We start from the raw sequence: 22,279 nt of genomic DNA, 5'->3' as shown, positions 1-22,279 counted from the left end.
TGCCCACACCCCGAGCGCTTACTTCCCCTGCGCACCCGGCTTCGCGGCACCCGCACCCGCCTTGTCGGCCAGCGGCTGCCACGCGGCGCCGAGCGAATACCAGTCGACGCGGCGCGTGAGCGTCATGATGCCGGCGAGGATAGCGAACAGCAGCAGCGAACCGAGCATCAGCGCATTGTCCTCCGACAGCAGCAACCCGTAGAGCGCCGCGTACAGCACCGCGAGCAACACCGCGAACACCGCCCCGCGCTTCACGCTGTGCAGCACGAACGACAGGTAGAAGGCGAGCAACCCGATGCAGGCGCCGCTCGCCGCGAGGTACGCATACGCGAACTTGATGTGTTCGGACAGGCTCAGCAGCAACAGGAAGAACAGCGCGAGCGACAGGCCGACCAGCGTGTACTGGATCGGGTGAATGCGCAGCCGCTTCACGAGCTCGTACATGAAGAAGCTTGCAAACGTGAGCATCACGAACAGCGCGCCGTACTTCGTCGCACGCTCGGCCTGCAGGTAGACGTTCACGGGTTCGATCACCGACACCGACGCCATTTCGATCGCGCCTTCCCCGTCGCCGGAGATGATCTGCTCACGCGCTTTCGTATTGAACGACGTCACGCGCCAGTTGCCGGTGAAGCCGCGCGCATCGACCGTGCGGTTGTTCGGCAGGAACGCGCCGTCGAAGCTCGGATGCGGCCACGTCGATTTCAGCGAGAAATCGTTCTGGTCGCCCACCGGCGCAAACGCGACGGAATCCGCACCGCGCAACGGCAGGTCGACGCTGAACGGCACGACCGCCCCCGCGTTTGCGTCCGCCAGCGCCGCGAGATCGACGTTCGCGTGCACGCCCTGGCGCAGGCTGTCCAGCCGCGTGCCCTGCTCGACGTCGAAGCGCGTGCCGCCGATGCGCAGGTCGGGCTGCGCGGTCAGCCCGCGAATGTCGCCGATGCCGATCGACACATAGGCATCGTCGATCTTGAAGCTCACGTGGCCGTCCGCCTGCGGCAGCTTCTTCAGGTCCGGCAACGGCAGCGTGCCGGTCATCCGGCTTGCCAGCTCGTACACCAGCGCCTTGTGGATGCCGCGATAGCGGACGCTGGTCGTCAGCGTGCCGTCGACGTTCAGCGTCTTCGGAAACACGAGCAGGCGCTTCGTCTCGCTGCGCAGGCTCGTCTTCGTCGCGCCGCCGGCCGCCGAATCGTCGCGCACCCGCGTGACTTCCGTGTAGTGCACGACGAGCACGGGGCCCGCCACCGTCTGCGGCCCCGCATAGCTCGACCAGATGCTCTGCAGCGCATCCCGGCGATACGCGGCCCGTTCATGCACGATGCTTTGCACCATCTGCAGCGGGATCAGGATCAGCAGCGCGAGAAACGCGGTGATCGCGAATTTGAACAACAGGACTCGATTCATGGCCGACAGGTACCGGAGTAAAAGGGTACGGTCAGCATGAGCCGCCCCGGTGAAGGGCGATTGAAGCCGGTGTGAAGCGAAGGTGTGGCGAACGTGAAGTCGAAGCGTGTTCAGCCCGCCGACGGCAGCGTGAGCGTCGCGCACGCGCCGCCTTCGTCGCGGTTCGCAAGCGCGACCTGGCCGCGGTGCAGCATCGCGACCTCGCGGACGAAACACAGGCCGAGGCCCGTGCTGCGATCCTGGCCGTCGGGGCGCGGCAGCGAATAGAAGCGCTCGAACACGCGCGCCAGTGCGTAGTCGGGCACGCCGGGGCCGTCGTCGGCCACGCGCACGACCGCGACGTGCGCCCTGCCCGCCGGCTGCCGTTCGAGCGCGATGCGGATCGTGCTGCCCTGCGGCGCGAAATCCAGCGCGTTGTCGAGCAGGTTGCCGAGCGCCTGGCGCAGCAGGAACGGATCGCCTTCGACGATCGCCGGATCGGCCACGTCGTGCGCGTCGATCGCGAGGTTCACGCCGCGCTGCCGCGCGCGCGGCTCGATATCCTCGACGAGCTGTTCGAGCACCGGCCGCAGCGCGACCGGTTCGCGCACCGACAGGCGCTGCTTCTGCTCGACTTCGGCGAGCGCGAGCAGCTTGCGGATCATCTGTTCGAGGCGGCCGGCCTGGCGGCGGATGTTCTCGGTGAAGCGCCGCCGGTTCGCGACCGGCATCTCTTCCTGCAGCAGTTCGGCCGCGCCGCTGATCGCCGCCAGCGGGCTCTTCATCTCGTGCGTGAGCGTGTGGATGTAGGTCTCGACGTACTGCCGGTCCTCCAGCCGCTGATGCATGCTTTCGACCGCGCGCCCGAGCTCGGCCAGTTCGCTCGCGCCCTGCAGCGGCATGTCGGCGCGCTCGCCCGCCGCGATCGCGCGCGCATAGCGCTGCAGGCGCCGCAGCCCGACCACCAGCCACCACGTGCAGGCCACGCCGATCAGGATCGCGCCGCCCATCAGCAATGCGCCGTACAGCATGATCTTGCGCTGGCTGCGCGCGATGAACGGCGCGACCGTCTGGTTCGGCTTCGCGATCGTCAGCACGCCGATGATCGCGTTGCCGTGCCGGATCGGCGCCGCCACGTGCATCACGGTGCTGCTGTCGTCGTTCGGATCGCTACGCGTGCTGCGCGCGCCGTACTCGCCGCGCAGCGTCCGGTACACGTCGTTCCAGCGCGAATAGTCCTGCCCGAGCGCGCGGCCGGACGAGTCGTAGCGCACGATGCCGTGCGCGTCGGTGATGTAGAGGCGGTAGCCGATCGTGTTCTTCTGCACGCCCCATACGTTCGCGCTGATCGGGCGTTCGTGCAGCTTCGACAGTTGCCGCGCGAACGCGCCGTCGGCGATGCGGCCGTTCGCCATGTCGTCGGCGGCCAGCGTCGCGAGCACTTGCGCGGTATCGACGAGCGTGTCCTCCATCGCCTCGCGCACGCCCGGCTTCACCTCCTGCACGAACACGCGCAGCGTGATCAGCGCAGCCAGGCCGACGATCAGGAAAAAACCGAAGAAGATGCGCAGGCCGATATGCATGGGCGGTGCCGGTCGTTACGGTTGCAGCGAATAACCCATCCCGCGATGCGTGCGGATCGGGTCGCGCTCGGGGTCGATCGCGCGCAGCTTCGCGCGCAACGTCTTGATGTGCGTGTCGACCGTGCGGTCGGCCGAATCGAAGGCCTCGTGCCACACGAGGTCCATCAGTTGCTCACGCGAATAGATGCGCCCCGGATGCCGGACCAGCAGCGCCAGCAGCCCGAACTCGTAGCGCGTGAGGTCCAGTGCGTGGCCGAGCCACGATACGCGGGCGCCGTCGGTGTCGAGTGTGAAACCCGGTGCGGTTGTCTCGGCCTGTGCGGGTGATGTTGCAGGCGCGGATGCCGCTTCGGGCGCAGCCGTCCGGTAGAACCGCCGCAGGATCACGCGCACCCGCGCCGCCAGCTCGCGCGGCGAAAACGGCTTGACCACGTAATCGTCGGCGCCGATCTCGAGCCCGACGATCCGGTCGATTTCATCGTGCCGCGCGGTGAGGAAAATCACCGGCACGTCGGAGAACGTGCGCAGCCGCCGGCACACCTCGAAGCCGCTGAGATCCGGCAGGCCGACGTCGAGCACCACGAGATCGACGCGCGTGTCGCGCAGGTGGTCGAGCGCCGCCTGGCCGAGCATGCAGTGGACGGTCTGCATGCCGTCGGTGCCGAGGGCATAGATGATCGTGTCCGCGATCGCCACTTCATCTTCGACGATCAGGATAGTGGGCTGATGCATGGTCTGAGGCTGGGCTCGCGCAATCCGGTGCGACATTGTACGCACGGCCGGCCGTGGCGCGAGCCCCTGCCTTGCCCTTGCCCTGCCGCGCTATGCCACGCGGCCGGTCACTGGAATCGACGCGCCGGTGATCGCCTGCGCATCGGCCGACAGCAGGAAGCCGATCGTCGCCGCGATCTGCTCCGGCTTCACCCAGCGCGTGAAATCCGCGTCCGGCATGTCGGCGCGGTTCGGCGGCGTATCGATGATGCTCGGCAGGATCGCGTTCACCGTCACGCCGCGGTCGAGCAGTTCGGCCGCCAGCGCCTCGGTGAGCCGCGCGACGCCGGCCTTCGCGGCCGCGTAGGCGCCCATCCCCGTGCCGGCCTTGAACGCCGCGCCCGCGCCGATGTTGACGATGCGCCCGGCCGGGTTCGCCAGCAGGTGCGGCAGCGCGGCCTTCGATGCGTTCAGCGCGGTCTTCACGTTCAGTTCGTACATGCGGTCCCACGTGGCGGCGTCGCCGTCGGCGATCGTCTGCCACACGAACGCGCCCGCGATGTTCAGCAGCGCATCGACCCGGCCGAATTCGCGCTGCACGGTGTCGAGCGCCTGCGCGGCGGCCTGCGGATCGACGAGATCGATGCCGCCGATGCGCAGCGCGTCGGCCGGCACGCCGGGCAGCGCCTGCGCCGCCGGGGCCGCGCCGCGGCCGATCAGCGCGACGCGTGCACCGCGCGCGCCGAGCCACGCGGCCGTCGCGACGCCCAGATGGCCGAATCCGCCGGTGATCGCGACGGCCTTGCCTTTGAAATCGTGTTCCATCGATGTTTTCTCCTGGATCGAGGGTTGCTTGATGATGCGTGTCGCATGAGCGATGCCGGCTGCGGCATGCGTGCGCGGCCGGCAATGTGCCACAGGGTAGCGCCGTTCACGCATCCGTGCGCACGGCGACGAGGCTGCGACGGCGCAGCTCTTCCGTCGTTTCGCCCTGGTTGTCGGGGCGCCAGCCCGGCGGCAGCAGCACGAAGCGGATCGCGGTCCACACGTCGCGGGCGGTTGCGACGTCGCGGGCAAGGCTCGCCCAGTGCTCGAGCTCGACGACGAACGGGTTGCGCGAGCGGGTCGGCGTGACGAGGCCGAAACGGCACGGCTCATCGGCGCGCTCGGCGACGTAGGTGCCGAACAGCCGGTCGAACACGACCAGCACGCCGCCGTAGTTCGCATCGAGATAGTCGAGGTTCGACGCGTGGTGCACGCGGTGCGCGGACGGCGTGTTGAATACGGTTTCGAGCCAGCCGAGCTTCGGCATCCACGTGTTGTGCAGCCAGAACTGGTACATCAGGTTGAACGACAGGATCGCGAGCACGGCTTCCGGACGCACGCCGAGCCACACGAGCGGCGTGAAGAACATCGCGGCGCCGGCGATCTTGCCGGTCCAGCCGAGGCGAAACGCGGACGACAGCGTCAACTGGTTCGGCGAATGATGCACCGCATGGGTCGACCAGAAGAACCGCACGCGGTGCGACGCGCGGTGATACCAGTAGTAGCAGAACTCCTGGCCGACGAACACGAGCAGCGCGAGTGCAACGCTGTGGAGCGGGATCGTGAAGAGCCGGTGCGCCCATGCGAGGTCGAACAGCGGCGTGGCGAGCGACAGCGGCACCAGCGCGAGCAGCTTGCGGCCCGCGAGATCGACGAGCGACAGCCACACCTCGTTCCAGTCGAACGGTTCCGGCCCGCGGGCGCGGCGCCAGGTGAGCACGGCCGCCTCGACGAGCGAGACGGCGACGATGAAGAGCGTGACGTAGTACGCGAGCTTTCCTGTGGTGGTGAGCATGATGGGACTTTCCTCCGGTTGAGTCGGACGCGTCATCGGCGGCACGGGCTGCCATCGCGTCGAATGGAACGCACTGTAGTGGGCGCGGAACGGGAAGACCACGCGGGAAATATGTCGCCGTATGTCGTGGGGGAAGGCGCTCGGATGAGGTGTGGCGGGGGGAGGCGCTTGCGGGCTGGAGCGGGGCCGATTTCGGGCTGCGCGTTCGTGTGTCATGCGGGAAATGTGTCACCGCATGTCGCGGTGAAATGCGTCCGGGCGGTAAGCGGCGCTCGCGTGCGCTCATGGGTTGAAAACCGGCCCGCTTGTGCGTGCGCGCTTGCATGTCCGGCGAGCAATGTATCGCCGCCTGTCGCGCCGAAACCGGTCGACGCTGCACGCAACCGGCGGCGACGGATGCGGCTGCGCGACACATGCATGCGACAGGTGCCGATCGGAAGCCGATTCGTCGGACGGCATGCGATTACGGCCTCAGGAAGGAGAAGCCGGTTCCGGTCGCACGTGGCGCACTGCCCGTGTTCGGTTCGCGCGATTCACCACAGTGCATCTATGAATCGGCCGGCAAATATGTCGCCGCATGTCGCCGCGACACATTTGCGCGCTGCGCAAGACAGGTTCGGCCCCCGTGTCGCGCCACCCTGCTCTCACGCAATTGCATCGCCGACAGCCTTGCCCGGCGCGGCATGCCCGCGATCGGCGCGGCCGGCACACGCATTCGTCGTACTTCGAATCGGCACGCCACGTGTAACACCGCGACATCTTTTATGACGCGACGAGCGCGTGTCATCGCCCTAAAGTTCGTCCCGTCGCCACGCCACTGCGTGCACCGAAACGAACCGCAAGGACACCCGATGAAAAACCGCCTTCTCGTCATAGCCACTGCCCTCACCCTCGCCTGCGCGCCGGCCTTCGCCGGCTGGTCCGGCCACGGCACCGCATACACGCCGCGCGGCACCTACAACGGCGCACACGCCGGCTCGTGCGGCGGCGGCAGCTGCTCGCATGCGGGTGGCGTGATCGGCCCCGGCGGCGGTATCGCGACCAACACGGGCACCGTCACGCGCACCGCGCCCGGCCAGTTCTCGAACAGCGGCACGGCCGTCGGCCCGAACGGGCGCTCGGTCGAACACAGCGGCGACACGAGTTGCGCGGGCGGCACCTGCTCGCACACCGGTTCGCTGACGGGCTCGGACGGCCGCAGCGCCACGACGTCGGGCAGCGTGACGCGCAACGGCCCGGGCCAGTATTCGTCGAGCGGCACGATCACGGGCGCGAACGGCAACACGGCCAGCCACACGGCATCGACGAATTGCGCGGGCTCGACCTGCTCGCGCTCGGGCACCGTGACGGGCACCGACGGTGGAACCGTCACGCATTCCGGCAGCGCGACGCGCGTGGCGCCGGGTGTCGTGAAGACGTCGGGCGGATCGACGGTCGTGCACGGCGGCACGGTGTCGACCGGTGGCACGGCCGTGATCCACGGCAGCACGACGGCGGGCGGCACGGTCGTCGTGGCCGGCGGGACGGTGCCGGTTCCTGTCCCGGTGCCGGTGCCCGTCGTGGCGCCCGCGCCTGCTGCCGTGGTCGTGACGGCCCCGCCGCCCGTCGCCACCGTCGCTGTCGCGGCACCGGCGCCCGCACCGGCCGCCGTCGTGGTCACGCCCCCGCCGCCTCCGCCCGCCGTCATCGTCACGCCGCCGCCCCCGCCGAAGGTCGTGCGTGTTGCGGCGCCGAAGGCCATCGTCGTCACACCCGCGCCGCGCGTCGTCTACGTCGCCCCGCCGCCGCCGAAAGTCCTGTACCTCGCGCCGCCGTTGCCGCGCTCCGTGTACGTCGCGCCGCGCGCTGTGTATGTCGCTCATCCGCCGCGCGCCGTCATCTGGGTGCCCGCCCACTGGGCCGGCCGCGTGTGGGTGCCTGCGCACTGGGCGTAACCCGGACGCGCTTCGTTTCGCTTCGTTTCGTTTTCCATCCGTTTCATCAACCACCCGGCCGGCGCAGACCGTCGGCCACGCAAGGAGAAACCCCATGAAGTCCATCAAGAAGATGATTGCCGTCGTCGTTTTGTGTATCGTCTCAGCAGCAGCGTCGGCCCAGCAGATGCCGCCCGGCGCGGCGAACGGCGGTGCGCGCGTCGAACGTGCGCTGATGCAGTTGCAGACCCGCTTCGCCAGCGCGAACACCACGCACGACGGCAAGCTGACCCGCGAACAGGCGGCCGCGGGCATGCCGATGGTCGCGCAGCATTTCGACGAAATCGACACGCAGCACAACGGCTATGTCACGCTCGAGCAGCTCGCCGGCTTCATGCGCCAGCGCATGGCGGCCCGTTGAGCCCGCACGACGATCCGGCCGCGCACGCACCGGGAGGCAAGCGATGGAACAGTCCTGCAGGATCGTCGTGCTCGACGACGAAGCCGAGCTGCGCAACATGCTGCAGCGCTTCCTGACCAGCCACGGCTTCCAGGTGCGCGCGGTCGCCGACGGCAAGCGGCTCGACCGCCTGCTCCAGCGCGAACCGTACGACCTGCTGGTGCTCGACCTGATGATGGAGCCCGAGGACGGCCTGAGCGTGTGCCGGCGCCTGCGCGCCGACGGCCAGACGCTGCCGATCCTGATGCTCACCGCGAAAGGCGACGCCGCGGACAAGGTCGTCGGCCTCGAGACGGGCGCCGACGATTACCTGGCGAAGCCGTTTCTCCCCGACGAACTCGTGGCCCGCGTCCGCGCGCTGCTGCGGCGACAGAAGATGGCGGCCGGCGAGCCGACGGTCACGTCGCAGCGGTTGCGTTTCGGCGAGTTCACGTTCGACGTCGGCCAGCAGACGCTGATGCGCGACGGCACACCCGTGGAAATCCATTCGGCGCAGATGCTGCTGTTGCACGCGCTCGGCTCGTCGCCGAACCGCGCGGTGAGCCGCGAGAACCTGCTCGCCCGCGCGCGCGGCCGCGACCATGACGCACTCGACCGCAGCGTCGACGTGCAGATCCTGCGGCTGCGGCAGATCGTCGAGGACGACCCCGGCAAGCCGCGCTTCATCAAGACCGTCTGGGGCATCGGCTACATGCTGGTGGCCGGCATCGAGTCGTGATGCGCATCCCGCTACCGCGCTCGCTGCTCGCGCGCAACATCGCGCTGCTGGTGGCGCTCGTCGCGCTGTCGCTCGTCTGTTCGCTCACCGTGCTGCTGCACTACGTGCAGCGTCCACGCATCGAGCGGGCGTCGATCGTCTTCTCCGACTACGTGCAGTTGCTCGACCGCACGCTCGCTGCCCTGCCGCCGGACGCCGGCCGCACGGTCATCGCGCAGTTCGGCGGCCAGGCCGCATTGCCGCCCGCCGCACCGCCACAAACGCCGAACCTGGCGGCTTTCTTCCGCACCTGGCAGCGCGACGTGTTCATGCAGGCGCTCGAGCGCCACTTGCCGCCCGACCTCCCGGCGCGCTGGCAATCGGGCGACGACGAGCGCCTGTGGATCCGCCTGCACGTGGCCGGCTCGCCCGTGTGGGTGCCGCTGCCGATGGCCGCCGACGCGCAGGCGAGCGGCATCACGACGGCGCTCGTGCTGTCGGTCGGGCTGGCGCTGCTCGCGGCGCTGACCGGCTACCTGATCCAGCTTCACCTGAACCGGCCGCTCGATGCGCTGGCACGGGCGGCGCAGCGCGTCAGCGCGGGCGAGCGCCCGCCGCCGCTGCCCACCGACGGCCCGACCGAAATCGCCGACGTGAGCCGCGCGTTCAACCAGATGGCCGACGCGCTGCAACAGGCGGACGCGACCCGCTCGCTGATGCTGGCCGGCGTGTCGCACGACATCCGCACGCCGCTCACCAAGCTGCGCCTGGCGATCGCGATGGCGCTGCCGCGCGGCACGCACGACGCGCTCACCACGTCGACCGAGCATTACCTCGACCAGATCGATACGATCCTGCAGCAATTCATGGACTACGCAGGCAGCGGCGAGCGCGAAACGCCGCAAACCGGCGACCTGAATGCGCTGATCGGCCAGCTCGTCGCGGATTTCGCGGGGCTCGGCCATGAATTCGATTTCGACGAAGGCGAGGTACCCGCGTTCGCGTTCCGTCCGATCAGCCTGATGCGGCTGCTGATGAACCTGATGCAGAACGCGGTCGTCTATGGCAAGACCGGCCTTGGCGTGCGTACGTGGGCCGAGCGGGGCATCGCGTACGCGGTGGTCAGCGATCGCGGCAACGGTATCGGCGCGGCCGAACTCGAACGGCTCAAGGCGCCGTTCAGCCGGGGCGCGAATGCGCGCAGTCATGCGGGCGGCACGGGCCTCGGACTCGCGATCGTCGAGCGGATCGCCCGCCTGCACGGCGGATCGCTGACGTTCCGCGACCGGGATGGCGGCGGGCTGGAGGCGGTCGTTGCGCTGCCGCTTGATTCGTCAGGGGCGGTGCGGCGGTCGATGTCGGTCTGAGGGGTTGTTTGGCTTTGGCTTTGGCTTTGGCTTTGGCTTTGGCTTTGGCTTTGGCTTTTGGCTTTTGGCTTTTGGCTTTTGGCTTTTGGCTTTTGGCTTTTGGCTTGGGCTTCTGGCTTCTGGCTTCTGGCTGCCGCCCGCCGCCCGCTGCCCGCTGCCCGCTGCCCGCTGCCCGCTGCCCGAGGCCCGAGGCCCGAGGCCCGAGGTGTGCAGTGTGCGGCGTGGCCGTCTGACCGTCTGCCGCCTGGCCTTTTGTCCGACTGTCTACCTGTCCGCCCCAACGCCATACGACCTCGCGTATCCGCACACCGCAGCACGTGACATGCGCCGACATAATTCCTGCGTGGCGCATCACGCCCGACCTCCGCATACTTGCGCCTGCGTGTTGCGCAACGGCATGAAACCTCTCCCCAGCCAGCGATCACGCCCCGCTTCCGATCGTTCGCGTTCCTGAATGCCGCGACAGTATCGGCACCTTCATCCAGGCCACGGAGATCGACATGTTTTCTTCCCTTCACGCACTTGCCGCCCACGCCAAACGTCTGACCAGTGTCGCGCTGATCGCCGGCACCGTCGCGATGACCGGCTGCGCATCGACCGCGACCACGTCCATGACCGCCGCGCCGGCAACTCGCACGCAGCCGCAGGTTCATGCGGACGTCGTGTATGTATCCACGTTCGACGTGGACACGACCGACGTCAAGGTCGACGGCGGAATGATCAGCAAGATCGCGACCCTCGCGAGCGGATCGTCCGCCGACGTACAGCGCCAGCAGAGCGCGCTGAAAACTCGCGAGCAGCTCGCCGACGCACTCGTGCGTGAACTCCGGTCGCAAGCCATCCCCGCGCTGCGCGGCCCGGTGCCGGACGGACGCAACGCGCTGATCGTCGAAGGCCGGTTCGAGTCGATCGACGCGGGCAACCGCCGCCGCCGCACGCTGATCGGGCTCGGCGCGGGCAAGAGTGAAGTGAAGGCGTCGGTCACCGTGCTGTTCCAGCCGGCGCATGGCGCGCCGCAGCCGCTCGGCACGTTCTCGTCCAGCGCGAACAGCGGCCACCTGCCCGGCATGGTGGAAACCGCCGGGGTCGGCGCGGCGGCCGGCCGCCTCGCGACGTCGGCAGCGGTTGGCGCCGGCCTGCATGGCGTGTCGGAAGTGAAGCACGACACGGTGACAGCCGATACGGACCGCCTCGCGCGCTCGATCGCGAAACAACTCGCGACGCAGAACGCGGCAAATGCGTGGCTGCCGACGGTGTCGGCGAGCTGACGCACCGGGCCGCCGCCTGCGCGGCCCGGCGGGCACGCAGGCGAGCGGCCGGGCATAATGCGCGAGGCCGGTCCGGCGCACGCGCCGCGACCGTGCCGAGCCACCCGACGGCCCGCATCACGGCCCGTCCCGAATCCTGAACTTCAATCCGTGAATGTCATGCAAGTACTCGTCGTAGGAACCGGCAAGCTGGCCAGCGAACTGCTCGACGCGCACCGGCTCGACCCGGCCACCTGCCGCGTGATCCCCTGGTCGGACAGCGCGCGCGACGACGCGCAGCGCAGCGACGCCCGAACGATCGTCGTGCATGCCGGTTCCGGCCGCGAACTCGCCGCCGTGATCGCGTTCTGCGCGGCCACCGGATCGCCACTCGTCGAACTGTCGACCGGCTCCGAGCTCGAAACCGGCTCGCACGCTTTCCCGGTCGTGCTGTGTCCGAACACGAACATCCTGATGCTCAAGTTCATGAGCATGCTGGAAACCAGCGGCCATCTGTTTCACGACTGCCGAATCACCCTGACGGAGTCGCATCAGGCCGGCAAGACGTCCGTCCCCGGAACGGCCGTCGGGATCGGCCAGTCGCTCGGCGTGCGGCCGGAAGACATCCGCTCCGTGCGCGACCCGGACGTGCAGCGCAGCGAATTCGCGGTCGCCGACGATCAACTCGGCCGCCACGCGATACACCGGATCCGCATCGACGACGGCGCGTGCAGCCTGCAGTTCGAATCGCGTGTGGTGGGCGCGACCCCGTACGCCGACGGTGTATCGCGCATCGTCGACGCTGTTCGACAGCACGATCTCGAGCACCGCCGCTATTCGATCGTCGAGTTCATCCGCAACGGCTGGCTGTAGCCGCGGCGATGCGCGGCGGGCGGCACGCACGCGTGGCGACGCAGACGTTTTTTGCGAAACGCAAGAAGGTTCCGTGCCGGTTTCCGTGGATGTCGTCGATCGCCCGATCCGCGGTATCCGGGCCGCCATGAATCTCGCCGACCGCGCCTGACGTCCCGCATTGGCAGCGTTCAACATTGCGCCAACCGGCTTCGTCGCCACGGCTGCCAGGAAAATTCGACGAGCAATCGTCCTGCCGCATTCGCTGGCAAGTTATCGGCCGAGGTTCATTCGCCGGGAGGGGGCACGAGTCACCGCTAACGCCGGCGCCTGAACCGCTCCCCGCGCGGACCGCTGGGTGGACTGGCCCGACAGGCCACTCGTGGACCATGACGAGAAGCCGGACTGACGCCTGCGCAGATTCACCCGACGAATCCCGCCAAGCCCGCTGCGCGAATTCGAAGCGTGCCGCTGGAACCGCCCTGTTCCGCCAGTTGTTGCCCGGCCCACCGTCACTCGCCGCCAAGCACCGCCCCGCTCTCGGGCAGCGTCGCGCCGCCGTCGACGACGATCGTCTGCCCGGTGATGTAAGCGGCATCCGCCGACGCGAGAAACAGCATCGCGTTCGCGATATCTTCCGGTTCGCCCATCCGCGCGAGCGGAATGTCACGCGCGATCTGCGCGGCGACCGACGCGTCGCCGAGATTGCCGGCCGCCGGCGTACGGATCATGCCCGGCTCGACGCCGTTGACCGTCACGTTGCGGCGCGCGAGTTCCAGCGCCGCCGCGCGAATGAAGCCGTTCACGCCAGCCTTTGACGCCGCGTAATGCGCGAGCCCCGGATACGCGACACGCGGCCCCGTCACCGACGACGTGACGAGCAGCCGCCCCGCTCCTGCGCGCTCGAATGCCGGCAGCGCAGCCTGCGCGAGCCAGAACAGCGCCGACAGGTTGACCGACAGCGTCCGGTCGAGCGTCGGCTCGTCGATCTGCGTGAACGGCGTCAGCGGAAAATACGCGGCATTGTGGACGACCACATCGAGCCGGCCGCCGTCGCGCTCGACCGCCGCGACCAGTGCGCGCAGTTCGTCGCGGCTCGCGGCATCCACCCGATAGGCGCGCGCCTCGCCGCCCGTGCTCGCAAGCGCGTCGGCCTGCGCGGCGGCCGCCTCGCCGTTCAGGTCGGCAAGCGCGACGAACGCGTCGGATTCCGCGAACCGGCGTGCGATCGCCGCGCCGATTCCCTGCGCGGCGCCCGTGACGAGCACGACGCGCCCGCTGAAATCCGCCCGCAGGCGGCCGCTGCCCGGCACGGCATTCATCGCTGCGCCTCGCCGCCGAGCGGATGCACGGTTTCGTTGAGCACCTGCGCGTGCGCGCCGACGGGGAAGTTCGACAGCGTGCCGAAATCGCCGCCCTGGTAGCCAAAGATCTTACCGTCCGTCTTGCGCTGCGCGAGGTCGATCAGGACGACGCCGAGCGTGGGCACCACCTTTTCTCGCCACACGAACAGATACAGTTCGTCCGCAATCCTGAAGTAATGACAGCGGTCGACATCGGCCAGCCCGCCTTCGACACCCTGCAGGCACTGCCACGCGTAGAAATTCTCGTTCAGGTAGATGTGCTCGTAGCATTCGGTCGGGCTGTAGCGATACATCGTCCGCTTGCCGATCAGCTCGCGCGTGGGCTTGTGCAACGGCCCCGGCTGCGTATGGCCGCCGAGCGTGCCGTGCCGGAACTCGGCCTCGACGCCCGTCAGCGGCAGCCCGCGCGCAACCCGTGTGAACGCGTCGATGCGCGTGTCGGCTTCGGTCGGCAGCGCGCCGACGACCGACGTCCATACGCCGTTGTCGAGATCGATCACGAGGCTGACCGACGTCGCGCGGGCGGCCGAATCGATGTAGTCGACGAAGTACAGCCCGTCGCGCAGCCGCGTCACGCGGCACGGCTCGCGGCCGCCCGTGTCGGTCGCCGCATCGCGCCACTGCAGTGCGCCGGGCTCGAACGTATAGACGCGCCACGCGCCCGATGCGTCGCCGAGCGCAAGCGTCCGCCCGGCGAGCGCGTCGACGGATGCGAGGATGTTCGCTTCCGGCGCGAAGCCGTCCGCGAGCGCGCCAACCTGAATGAATACCGGATCCTGTCGTTCCACCTGCCGTCTCCCGCGCAGCTTCAGGCCCGGCGGGCCGTGTACGCTGCTCATGTGCACATGGTGCGGGCTGCGCGCGCCGCGCGGTATCGGCCAAAAGGATGAAGGGCGCGCGGCGCCGGAACGCGCTAAAGTGCACGACATCCGCGCCGCGCCCGGCGCGAGGAGCGCACATGCACCGCGTCACCCATTACCGACGGACCGACGAAGGCATCGAGGCAATCAGCCTCGAATCCGACCGTGCATTTCCACGCCACGCGCACGACGAATTCGGGGTCGGCGTGATCGTCAGCGGCGCGCATCGGTCGTGGAGCGGCCGCGGGCAGGTCGACGCACTGGCCGGCGACGCGATCATGGTCAACCCGGGCGAGATGCACGACGGCTCGCCGATCGAGGCCGGCACGGGCCGGCGCTGGCGAATGCTGTACCTCACACCCGCGCTGGTTGCTGGCGTGGCGGCGGAAGAAGGCCTCGGCGGCATCGAACTGGCGCATCCGGCGGTACGCGACGTGCGGCTCGCGGCCGCCGTCGGCCAGCTGCATGCACGTATCGTCGCGGGAGAATCCCAGCCGCTCGCCCGCGACGAGGCGCTCGTGATGCTCGTCGCCGGGCTGCTCGCCCGGCATGCGAACCGCACGCTGCCGGCGGCGGGCGTCGCACCGGCGATCCGCCTCGCCCGCGAGCGGCTCGACGCGGCGCCAGCCGCGCCCGTTTCGCTCGCCGAGCTGGCCGACCTGAGCGGCGTCAGCCGCTTCCAGCTGCTGCGCGGGTTTGCCCGCGAACTCGGCATCACACCGCACGCGTACCTGATCCAGTCGCGTGCGCGGCTGGCGCGTGCGCTGCTTGCCAGCGGCTTGCCGATCGCCGATGCCGCGGCCGAAGCCGGCTTTGCCGATCAAAGCCATTTGACGCGTGCGTTCGCGCGCCAGTTCGGGATCACGCCGGGGCGGTTCACGCAGGCCGTTTGACGCCGCCGTCATCCTGCAGGGCCCGTCGCCAAACATACCGACCTCGAAGGCTGCGACCACGTCGACTGCTGCGACGGCACGCCGCGCCATGCGCTGCTCGCGGTGACTGTCGCCCGCCCCGGTCATCCGAGCATGCCGAATCGCGCGCTCCGTATTCGACACGCCCGCGCACGCTGCAATTTCGTTCAAGACGTGCACGGCCGCCGTACGCGACGATGCGGCGCATGAAGACACGACTGATCGGCTATCTCTATCTCGCGGCCGCCATGGCGGGCGTCGGCAGCACCGTCATCGCGAGCCGTCTCGCGGCCGGCGGCCTGCCGCCGTTCGCGGCCACCGCGCTGCGCTTCCTGATCGCGACACCGCTGCTGTTCGCGCTGATGCGCGCGCAGCGCATGCGCTGGCCACGCCTCTCCACGCGCGACGCCGTGCTGCTCGTCATCCAGGCGGCGGCGGGCGGCGTCGGTTATACGGTGCTGCTGATCTGCGGCACGAAGCTGTCGTCGCCACTCGACGCGGGCGTGATGCTCGGCACGCTGCCCGCGATGTCGACGCTGATCGCGGCCGTCGTGCTGCGCGAGCGGCAGACGCCGCGCGATTGGGTGGCCGCCGCGCTCGCAACGGCCGGCGTGCTGTTCGTCACGTTCGCGCCCGGCCAGGCCCTGCCGTCGCTCCGCACGCTCGCCGGCGACGCGCTGGTGCTCGCCGCCGTCGCCTGCGAGGCCGTATTCATCCTGCTCAACCGGCGGCTGGCCGCACCGTTGCCGCCGCTGGCGCTGTCCACCGCGATGTCCGGCCTCGGCTTCGTGCTCGCCCTTGTGCCCGCCGCGTTCGAATGGCACGCGGTGGCGACCGGCTGGACTGTCGGCGCGGTGTCGGCGATCGCCTATTACGCGCTGGTGCCGACCGTGCTCGGCTACCTGTGCTGGTATGCGGGCTCGGCGCGCACGAGCGGAACCGAGGCCGCGCTGTTCACGGCGGTCGCGCCGGTCTCGGCGGTGCTGTTCGCGGTCGCGCTATTCGGCGAAACGCTCAGCGGCACGCGTATCGCGGGTATCGCGCTCGTCGTCGCCGGCATGGTCGTCGGCGCGACGCGGCGACGCGAACCGCCAGCCGAAGTACGCGATACGCACCCGGTGGATCCGGGTCGACCGTCCCGCCCCGCGCCCGCCGCACAGACAGCCACCGACTGACTCGCGCTCCTCGCGCCGTTGCGCCGTTGCGTCGTTGCGTCGTTGCGTCGTTGCGTCGTTGAGTCGTTGAGTCGTTGAGTCGTTGCGTAAACGGCGGCGGCTCCGCCCCGCCGTGTAACCGGGCGACCGCCGCGTTCCCCCGTGCGGCCGGCAACTGTAGGAATGTGTCCGCGCACCGCAAAACCGTTGCGCCCCACCCCGCAAGATGCAATATTCGCGTGGCCGGGACCTTTGACAACCATCGAACAACAATCCGCCACGCAATGAACAGGAAGGAAGCCAGAACAAGAATCGCGGTGCTGCTGTCCGCGGGAACGAGGAAGGCCGACGCATTGGCCGAACTGTCCGGACAAGGACTCAAGGATCGCGTGCTTGCGCACCTGATCGCGTCGCACCCCGATCCCGAACGCTGCCGCCGGAACAAGCTGCACGTCAGGATCCTGGTCGCGCTCGGCATCGCCCAGCTCGCGATCAGCCTCATGCTCGCGTACTACTTCTTTGCCACCGGCGCCGGCAACGGCCTCGTGCTGGTGTTCCTCGCGTTGACCGTGCCGCTGTCGCTGCTGTTCATCTGGGGCTTTGCAACCCATCGTGTCGGCGCGTACCACGCGTTCATCCTGCTGTCGCTGCTGCAGGTGCCGAAGACCATCGCCGCGCTCGGACGCGATCCGTCGACCGCGCTGCCGAGCCTCGCGATCACGGTCCTGCTGGTGGGCTATGTCTGGTTCGTCCGCAACCGCCTGTTCCCCGACTACGGCTGGTTCACGCCGCGCAAGGTCGAAGGCCGTTACGCGTTCGTCGAGCACGCCTGACGTCATCGGCATCGAGTGCTGGCCGCAAGAAAAAAAGGCGGCGGGCCGCCCCGCAATCGCGGGACGGCCCGGCGCCTTCTGCATTCCGGAACCGCTCGGCTTACTTGGCCTTTTCAGCCGAATCGCTGATCGCCTGGCCGCCCTTCGAAATGTCCTGCCCCACACCGGCGACCGTGTTGCAACCGGCAAGCGCGGCGGTCACCACCAGCAGCATTGCAGCAATCGTACGCGTCATTCTCATTCTCCTTGGAATCAACAAGCCCGACGGGCGAATCGTGTGCGGCGTCGCGCCCGGCAAGATGCCGGGCACGGGGCCTGACCTGATTATACGGAGACGGCCGCCGCGCGCCAGTCCGAACCCGCCGCCTGTCACATGGGCCACACAGCCGGTTCGCGCAGATTTTCCTTGACTTCAACGCGCCACGAACTAATATACGCACCGCGTATATTTTTCGTCAGGAGCCGCCGATGACCGTTCCCCAGCAAGCCTTCCTCCGCGACGCCATGCGCCGCCTCAACATGACGCGCGAAGCGTTCGCCAGCCGCATCGGTGTGAGCCGGCGCGCGCTGGATACCTGGCTGCTGCCCGACGATTCGCAGGAATCGCGCGGAATGCCCGAGATCGTCGAACGCTTCGTGTCGGAAATCGTCGAGCGCTCGGTACCGGAAGGCGGCAACTATACGCAAAGCGTAGATAACCAGGGGCTCGCCAAGCAGTTCTTTTTCGAGGGCAAGCCGCAATTGCTGTCGGTCGACCAGTTCTCGCGGGAATCGGTCGAGGCGCTGTTTCGCGTGGCCGACGTGATGCAGCCGATCGCGCGCCGCCACAAGATTTCGCGCGTGCTGGAAGGCGCGGTGCTCGGCAACCTGTTCTTCGAGGCCAGCACGCGTACGCGCGTGTCGTTCGGCGCCGCCTTCTGCCGGCTCGGCGGTTCGGTGTGCGACACGACGGGCTTCACGTTCTCGTCGATGGCCAAGGGCGAATCGATCTACGACACGAGCCGCGTGATGGCCGGCTATGTCGACGCGCTCGTGATCCGCCATCCGGAGAAAGGCTCGGTGGCCGAATTCGCGCGCGCGACCAACCTGCCCGTGATCAACGGCGGCGACGGCCCCGGCGAGCACCCGAGCCAGGCGCTGCTCGATCTCTATACGATCCAGCGCGAGTTCTCGCGGCTCGGCAAGATCGTCGACGGCGCGCACATCGCGCTGGTCGGCGACCTCAAGTACGGCCGCACCGTGCACTCGCTCGTCAAGCTGCTCGCGCTGTACCGCGGGCTCAAGTTCACGCTCGTGTCGCCGCCCACGCTCGAGATGCCGGCCTACATCGTCGACCAGATCGCGACGAACGGCCATGTGATCGAGCAGACGACCGATCTCGCAGCCGGGCTGCGCGGCGCGGACGTCGTCTATGCGACGCGGATCCAGAAGGAGCGCTTCACCGACGAGTCGTTCGAAGGCTACACGCCGGATTTCCAGATCAACCAGGCGCTCGTCGATTCGGTGTGCAAGCCGGACACGCTGATCATGCACCCGCTGCCGCGCGACAGCCGGCCCGGCGCGAACGACCTGTCGGTCGACCTGAACCGCGACCCACGCCTCGCGATCTTCCGCCAGACCGACAACGGCATTCCGGTGCGGATGGCGATCTTCGCGGTGCTGCTCGGTGTGGAGAACCTCGTCCAGCATTCGATGCGCGACGCGACGTGGCGCCCGCCGGCGTATCTCGGGCCGGAGGATGCGGTGTTTCACGGGGTCGATTGAGAAGGAACTGCGGGGGCGGGCCAGTCTGGGGCCCCCGCAGTTCAACGGAAAGCGCGCCGGGCAGCCCGGCGCGCTTTATTTTTTGGGCGGTGACAGGTGAGCAATCAGCGCCTAGGACGCCCACGGATCGATCACCCGCAGGCCGACCGCCTCGAATGGCGCGACGTCGCGCGTCGCAATGATCAATCCGTTCGCCTCGGCCGTCGCGGCGATGAAGCAGTCGGCGGGCGCGATCGCGGTGCCCGCGGCACGGGCCCGCGCGCGGATGCCGGCATAGGCTTTCGTCGCCACCTCGTCGAACGGCAGGATCCGACCGCGAAACAGCGGCACGACACGCTGCTCGATGCTTTGATGAAGCCAGTCGCGCCTGCGACCTTCCGGCAACGCCGCCACGCCGAAGCGCATTTCGGCGAGACTGATCGCAGCCAGAAACAGCGTTTCGACGTTCTGGGCATCGAGCCACTCGATCACGGCCGCGCTCGGCTCGCGCCGCAACGGCTCGGACATCACGTTCGTATCAACAAGGATCATTCGAAGCTCATCGGGTCGGTTAGCGTCTTGTCGCGCTGCGCGTCGAAATCGACACCGCCCGCCTCCCGTCCGATTTCCGCCAACAGCGTCCCCAGCTTGAGCCGGCCTCCGGGAAGAACGGCCTGCTCGAGGATGTCCCGCACCTCGGCTTCGGTGCTTCGCCCATGCTGGGCCGCACGAATCCGAAGCGCACGGTGAACTTCATCGGGCAGGTTTCGAACCGTAATCACAGGCATGATGCACCTCACTACATTTGCTTTCAATGCAGTCATATTAGCACCTTGATGTCATGGCTGGCGATCCGCGACAGAACCACTCTACCCCGCCAGACACGCCCGCCACACCTGGCCTTTCGGCCATCAACACCGCCCCGCGCGCCCCACCGCCACCCCGTCACATTAGTTGACACTTTCCTTACCAATGCTAACAAGAACGCTTCTCATTCAATAAAAAATTACATAGAATGCCGCCTGAAAACAAATCGTAATAATTCCCGGCGGCATGCACACTTCCGTAGCGCACCGCCCCCGGGGCCACACCGCGAGGTCGAAGCGCACCATGAAGTCACGTCCCGACGAGCTGAAGCTCGGCAAATTCACCACCCTGTGCAGCGTGCTCGCCGCAAGCCCGGCCTTCGCGGCGGACGGCACGCCGCCGCCCGCCCCGGCCGGCACCGAGGGCCATCTCGCGCCGATCGAAGTCCAGGGCAAGGCCGAACACAGCTACAAGGCCGACTTCTCCGCTTCCGCGAAATTCACCGCGCCGCTCGTCGACACGCCGAAGTCCGTCACCGTGATCCCGCAGGAACTGATCCAGAACAGCGGCGCGTCGACGCTGACCGAAGCGCTGCGCACCGTGCCCGGCATCACGTTCGGCGCCGGCGAAGGCGGCAACCCGCTCGGCGATCGCCCGTTCATCCGCGGCTACGACACGCAGGGCAGCATGTTCGTCGACGGCATGCGCGACACCGGCGCCACGACGCGCGAGATCTTCAACACCGAGCGCATCGAGATCACCAAGGGTTCCGACGGCGCGTACGGCGGCCGCGGCGGCGCGGGCGGCAGCATCAACCTGATCACGAAGGCCCCGCACCTCGGCACCACCGCCGCCGCGAGCGCGGGCCTCGGCACCGACCGCTACCGCCGCTTCACGGCCGACGGCAACTGGCAGTTCGCCGACCACGCCGCGTTCCGCCTGAACCTGATGAGCCACAACAACGACGTCGCCGGCCGCGACGCGGTGAACAACGAGCGCTGGGGCGTCGCACCGTCGATCGCGTTCGGCCTCGGCACATCGACGCGGGTCGTCGCGAGCTACTACCACCTGCAGACGGACGACCTGCCCGACGGCGGCATCCCGTACTACTACGGCTTCAACCTCCCGAAAGGCGTCGCCGCCGACGGCCCGGCGCCCGTCGACCGCCACAACTTCTACGGCCTGACCAACCGCGATTTCCGCAAGACGACGTCGGACATCAGCACGCTGAAGATCGAGCACGACCTCACGTCGTCGCTGACGATCCGCAACACCACCCGCTATACGGAATCGACACAGGACTACATCTGGACGCAGCCCGACGACAGCCAGGGCAACGTGGTCAACGGCAAGGTCTGGCGGCGCGCGAACAACCGCAACAGCGCAATCAACAGCATCGCGAACCAGACCGAGCTGTTCGGCGAATTCCGCACCGGCCCGTTCAAGCACAGCTTCACGACCGGTATCGAGCTGTCGCGCGAATGGGGCAAGCGCGACACGTACAACGTCGCCGCCGCGAACGGCAAGATCTGCCAGAACGGTGTCGGTGCCGCGTCCGGCTACAACTGCACGAGCCTGTGGTCGCCGAACCCGAACGACCCGTGGGCCGGCTCGATCACGCGCAACAACGACTACGCGTATGCGCGCACCGTGACGAAGTCGATCTACGGCTTCGACACGATCGAGATCACGCCGCGCTGGCAGGTCAACGGCGGCGTGCGCATCGACGACTACTCGACCCGCTTCACCGACACCAAGGCCAACGGCGGCAAGACCACCACGCGTGACGACACGCTCGTGAACTGGCAGGCCGGCCTCGTGTTCAAGCCCGCGCAGAACGGCAGCATCTATGCGTCGTACGCGACGTCGTCGACGCCGGCCGGCATGCTGCTCGGTGAAGGCAGCGAAACGCAGTCGCTCACGCCGGGCCGCGGCGGCGTCGGCTCGAACGCCGATCAGCTGTCGCCGGAGAAGAACCGCAGCATCGAGCTCGGCACGAAGTGGAACGTGCTGAACGACAAGCTCGCGCTGACCGCCGCGCTGTTCCAGATCGATACGACGAATGCGCGCGTGACGCTGCCGAACAACCAGTACGCGATGGTCGGCAACAAGCGCGTGCAGGGTCTCGAACTCGGCGTCGCGGGCCAGATCACGAAGCAGTGGCAGCTGTTCGGCGGCTATACGTACATGAAGAGCGAGCTGCGCGACAACGGCAAGGACACGGCGAACAACGGCAACCGGTTCCCGAACACGCCGAAGCACAGCTTCACGATGTGGTCGAACTACGACGTGACGCCGAAGTTCACCGTCGGCGGCGGCGCGTTCTACATGTCGCAGGTGTTCGGCGATCCCGCCAACCAGCACGCGGTGCCGTCGTACTGGCGCTTCGATGCGATGGCGCAGTACCGCATCAACAAGAAGCTCGACCTGCAGCTGAACGTGAACAACCTGTTCAACCGCACCTACTTCGACCAGGCGTATCCGGCGCACTACGCGTCGATCGCACCGGGCCGCTCGGCGTTCGTCACGCTGAACGCGCGCTACTGAT

21 protein-coding genes are annotated in these 22,279 nt (G+C 68.2%); 11 read left to right on the top strand and 10 right to left on the bottom strand.

Going from position 1 to position 22,279, the window contains the following annotated elements:
* Positions 1-18: 18 nt before the first annotated feature.
* The 5 genes from creD to CFB47_RS22515 all read right to left on the bottom strand — a co-directional run bounded on the left by creD (position 19) and on the right by CFB47_RS22515 (position 5,523).
* Positions 19-1,410 (bottom strand): cell envelope integrity protein CreD, encoded by a 1,392-nt coding sequence (gene creD / locus CFB47_RS22535; protein WP_089458569.1) that lies wholly within the window; start codon positions 1,408-1,410, stop codon positions 19-21.
* Positions 1,411-1,520: 110 nt separating this feature from the next.
* A complete protein-coding gene (creC, locus tag CFB47_RS22530; RefSeq protein WP_089462324.1) occupies positions 1,521-2,972 on the bottom strand; it encodes a two-component system sensor histidine kinase CreC in 1,452 nt (483 codons plus the stop codon).
* A 15-nt stretch (positions 2,973-2,987) separates the two neighbouring features.
* Positions 2,988-3,704 carry a two-component system response regulator CreB gene (creB, locus tag CFB47_RS22525; protein ID WP_089458570.1) on the bottom strand — a complete coding sequence of 239 codons (717 nt, stop codon included), beginning with the start codon at positions 3,702-3,704 and terminating at the stop codon, positions 2,988-2,990.
* A gap of 90 nt (positions 3,705-3,794) precedes the next feature.
* A complete protein-coding gene (locus tag CFB47_RS22520; RefSeq protein ID WP_071332246.1) occupies positions 3,795-4,508 on the bottom strand; it encodes an SDR family NAD(P)-dependent oxidoreductase in 714 nt (237 codons plus the stop codon).
* Positions 4,509-4,614: 106 nt separating this feature from the next.
* On the bottom strand, positions 4,615-5,523 hold the full coding sequence (locus CFB47_RS22515) for a sterol desaturase family protein (protein ID WP_089442019.1): 909 nt from the start codon (positions 5,521-5,523) through the stop codon (positions 4,615-4,617).
* A gap of 851 nt (positions 5,524-6,374) precedes the next feature.
* On the opposite strand from CFB47_RS22515, the gene CFB47_RS22510 reads away from it, so the two are divergent.
* The 6 genes from CFB47_RS22510 to CFB47_RS22480 all read left to right on the top strand — a co-directional run bounded on the left by CFB47_RS22510 (position 6,375) and on the right by CFB47_RS22480 (position 12,080).
* Complete coding sequence (locus CFB47_RS22510; protein ID WP_089462323.1) at positions 6,375-7,457, top strand: hypothetical protein; 1,083 nt, start codon at positions 6,375-6,377, stop codon at positions 7,455-7,457.
* 94 nt (positions 7,458-7,551) lie between these two features.
* On the top strand, positions 7,552-7,857 hold the full coding sequence (locus CFB47_RS22505; RefSeq protein WP_089442017.1) for an EF-hand domain-containing protein: 306 nt from the start codon (positions 7,552-7,554) through the stop codon (positions 7,855-7,857).
* A 43-nt stretch (positions 7,858-7,900) separates the two neighbouring features.
* The gene (locus CFB47_RS22500) at positions 7,901-8,614 is read left to right on the top strand and encodes a response regulator (protein ID WP_089462322.1); all 714 of its coding nucleotides are present in this window, start codon (positions 7,901-7,903) and stop codon (positions 8,612-8,614) included.
* Positions 8,614-9,960, top strand: coding sequence for an ATP-binding protein (locus CFB47_RS22495; RefSeq protein ID WP_089462321.1), 1,347 nt, complete (start codon positions 8,614-8,616; stop codon positions 9,958-9,960). Before CFB47_RS22500 ends, CFB47_RS22495 begins: the two co-directional genes overlap by 1 nt.
* A 500-nt stretch (positions 9,961-10,460) precedes the next feature.
* Complete coding sequence (locus tag CFB47_RS22485; RefSeq protein WP_089462320.1) at positions 10,461-11,228, top strand: DUF4410 domain-containing protein; 768 nt, start codon at positions 10,461-10,463, stop codon at positions 11,226-11,228.
* A gap of 159 nt (positions 11,229-11,387) precedes the next feature.
* Complete coding sequence (locus CFB47_RS22480) at positions 11,388-12,080, top strand: dihydrodipicolinate reductase (RefSeq protein WP_089462319.1); 693 nt, start codon at positions 11,388-11,390, stop codon at positions 12,078-12,080.
* A 491-nt stretch (positions 12,081-12,571) separates the two neighbouring features.
* Here the strand turns inward: CFB47_RS22480 and CFB47_RS22475 are convergent, their stop codons facing one another.
* Positions 12,572-13,381: an SDR family oxidoreductase gene (locus tag CFB47_RS22475; protein WP_089462318.1), complete on the bottom strand. Its 810-nt coding sequence runs from the start codon at positions 13,379-13,381 to the stop codon at positions 12,572-12,574.
* On the bottom strand, positions 13,378-14,211 hold the full coding sequence (locus CFB47_RS22470) for a molybdenum cofactor biosynthesis F family protein (protein ID WP_089459002.1): 834 nt from the start codon (positions 14,209-14,211) through the stop codon (positions 13,378-13,380). Before CFB47_RS22470 ends, CFB47_RS22475 begins: the two co-directional genes overlap by 4 nt.
* Positions 14,212-14,381: 170 nt before the next feature.
* Between CFB47_RS22470 and CFB47_RS22465 the strand changes: the two genes are divergently transcribed.
* The 3 genes from CFB47_RS22465 (at position 14,382) to CFB47_RS22455 (ending at position 17,181) form a co-directional block, all read left to right on the top strand.
* Positions 14,382-15,176: an AraC family transcriptional regulator gene (locus CFB47_RS22465; RefSeq protein ID WP_089462317.1), complete on the top strand. Its 795-nt coding sequence runs from the start codon at positions 14,382-14,384 to the stop codon at positions 15,174-15,176.
* Positions 15,177-15,400: 224 nt separating this feature from the next.
* Positions 15,401-16,369: a DMT family transporter gene (locus CFB47_RS22460; protein WP_256946741.1), complete on the top strand. Its 969-nt coding sequence runs from the start codon at positions 15,401-15,403 to the stop codon at positions 16,367-16,369.
* A 263-nt stretch (positions 16,370-16,632) separates the two neighbouring features.
* Complete coding sequence (locus CFB47_RS22455; protein ID WP_089442008.1) at positions 16,633-17,181, top strand: permease; 549 nt, start codon at positions 16,633-16,635, stop codon at positions 17,179-17,181.
* Between the two features lie 100 nt (positions 17,182-17,281).
* On the opposite strand, the gene CFB47_RS22450 is transcribed toward CFB47_RS22455, so the two are convergent.
* Positions 17,282-17,416 carry an entericidin A/B family lipoprotein gene (locus CFB47_RS22450; RefSeq protein ID WP_006485835.1) on the bottom strand — a complete coding sequence of 45 codons (135 nt, stop codon included), beginning with the start codon at positions 17,414-17,416 and terminating at the stop codon, positions 17,282-17,284.
* Positions 17,417-17,649: 233 nt separating this feature from the next.
* On the opposite strand from CFB47_RS22450, the gene CFB47_RS22445 reads away from it, so the two are divergent.
* Entirely contained in the window at positions 17,650-18,945 is a 1,296-nt protein-coding gene (locus CFB47_RS22445) for an aspartate carbamoyltransferase (protein WP_089427078.1), read from the top strand.
* Positions 18,946-19,056: 111 nt separating this feature from the next.
* Here the strand turns inward: CFB47_RS22445 and CFB47_RS22440 are convergent, their stop codons facing one another.
* Entirely contained in the window at positions 19,057-19,476 is a 420-nt protein-coding gene (locus CFB47_RS22440; RefSeq protein ID WP_089462315.1) for a type II toxin-antitoxin system VapC family toxin, read from the bottom strand.
* Positions 19,473-19,712 (bottom strand): Arc family DNA-binding protein, encoded by a 240-nt coding sequence (locus tag CFB47_RS22435; protein WP_089448087.1) that lies wholly within the window; start codon positions 19,710-19,712, stop codon positions 19,473-19,475. Before CFB47_RS22435 ends, CFB47_RS22440 begins: the two co-directional genes overlap by 4 nt.
* Before the next feature lie 322 nt (positions 19,713-20,034).
* On the opposite strand from CFB47_RS22435, the gene CFB47_RS22430 reads away from it, so the two are divergent.
* Positions 20,035-22,278: a TonB-dependent siderophore receptor gene (locus CFB47_RS22430; RefSeq protein WP_089462314.1), complete on the top strand. Its 2,244-nt coding sequence runs from the start codon at positions 20,035-20,037 to the stop codon at positions 22,276-22,278.
* The last annotated feature ends 1 nt before the right edge of the window (position 22,279 follow it).

The sequence above is a fragment of the Burkholderia sp. AU27893 genome, assembly GCF_002223205.1.
In the GTDB taxonomy this organism is placed as follows: Bacteria; Pseudomonadota; Gammaproteobacteria; order Burkholderiales; family Burkholderiaceae; genus Burkholderia.
The sequence above is the reverse complement of the archived record's forward strand: the minus strand, read 5'-3'. Positions and strand labels throughout refer to the sequence as shown.

What these genes read in the sequence shown, in the direction of transcription:
- CFB47_RS22440 (WP_089462315.1), bottom strand. Translation starts at nt 19,476, where the DNA reads ATGATCCTTGTTGATACGAACGTGATGTCCGAGCCGTTGCGGCGCGAG.
- CFB47_RS22505 (WP_089442017.1), top strand. Translation starts at nt 7,552, where the DNA reads ATGAAGTCCATCAAGAAGATGATTGCCGTCGTCGTTTTGTGTATCGTC.
- CFB47_RS22475 (WP_089462318.1), bottom strand. Translation starts at nt 13,381, where the DNA reads ATGAATGCCGTGCCGGGCAGCGGCCGCCTGCGGGCGGATTTCAGCGGG.
- creB (WP_089458570.1), bottom strand. Translation starts at nt 3,704, where the DNA reads ATGCATCAGCCCACTATCCTGATCGTCGAAGATGAAGTGGCGATCGCG.
- CFB47_RS22500 (WP_089462322.1), top strand. Translation starts at nt 7,901, where the DNA reads ATGGAACAGTCCTGCAGGATCGTCGTGCTCGACGACGAAGCCGAGCTG.
- CFB47_RS22515 (WP_089442019.1), bottom strand. Translation starts at nt 5,523, where the DNA reads ATGCTCACCACCACAGGAAAGCTCGCGTACTACGTCACGCTCTTCATC.
- creC (WP_089462324.1), bottom strand. Translation starts at nt 2,972, where the DNA reads ATGCATATCGGCCTGCGCATCTTCTTCGGTTTTTTCCTGATCGTCGGC.
- CFB47_RS22495 (WP_089462321.1), top strand. Translation starts at nt 8,614, where the DNA reads ATGCGCATCCCGCTACCGCGCTCGCTGCTCGCGCGCAACATCGCGCTG.
- CFB47_RS22510 (WP_089462323.1), top strand. Translation starts at nt 6,375, where the DNA reads ATGAAAAACCGCCTTCTCGTCATAGCCACTGCCCTCACCCTCGCCTGC.
- CFB47_RS22450 (WP_006485835.1), bottom strand. Translation starts at nt 17,416, where the DNA reads ATGACGCGTACGATTGCTGCAATGCTGCTGGTGGTGACCGCCGCGCTT.
- CFB47_RS22480 (WP_089462319.1), top strand. Translation starts at nt 11,388, where the DNA reads ATGCAAGTACTCGTCGTAGGAACCGGCAAGCTGGCCAGCGAACTGCTC.
- creD (WP_089458569.1), bottom strand. Translation starts at nt 1,410, where the DNA reads ATGAATCGAGTCCTGTTGTTCAAATTCGCGATCACCGCGTTTCTCGCG.
- CFB47_RS22460 (WP_256946741.1), top strand. Translation starts at nt 15,401, where the DNA reads ATGAAGACACGACTGATCGGCTATCTCTATCTCGCGGCCGCCATGGCG.
- CFB47_RS22445 (WP_089427078.1), top strand. Translation starts at nt 17,650, where the DNA reads ATGACCGTTCCCCAGCAAGCCTTCCTCCGCGACGCCATGCGCCGCCTC.
- CFB47_RS22520 (WP_071332246.1), bottom strand. Translation starts at nt 4,508, where the DNA reads ATGGAACACGATTTCAAAGGCAAGGCCGTCGCGATCACCGGCGGATTC.
- CFB47_RS22485 (WP_089462320.1), top strand. Translation starts at nt 10,461, where the DNA reads ATGTTTTCTTCCCTTCACGCACTTGCCGCCCACGCCAAACGTCTGACC.
- CFB47_RS22465 (WP_089462317.1), top strand. Translation starts at nt 14,382, where the DNA reads ATGCACCGCGTCACCCATTACCGACGGACCGACGAAGGCATCGAGGCA.
- CFB47_RS22430 (WP_089462314.1), top strand. Translation starts at nt 20,035, where the DNA reads ATGAAGTCACGTCCCGACGAGCTGAAGCTCGGCAAATTCACCACCCTG.
- CFB47_RS22435 (WP_089448087.1), bottom strand. Translation starts at nt 19,712, where the DNA reads ATGCCTGTGATTACGGTTCGAAACCTGCCCGATGAAGTTCACCGTGCG.
- CFB47_RS22455 (WP_089442008.1), top strand. Translation starts at nt 16,633, where the DNA reads ATGAACAGGAAGGAAGCCAGAACAAGAATCGCGGTGCTGCTGTCCGCG.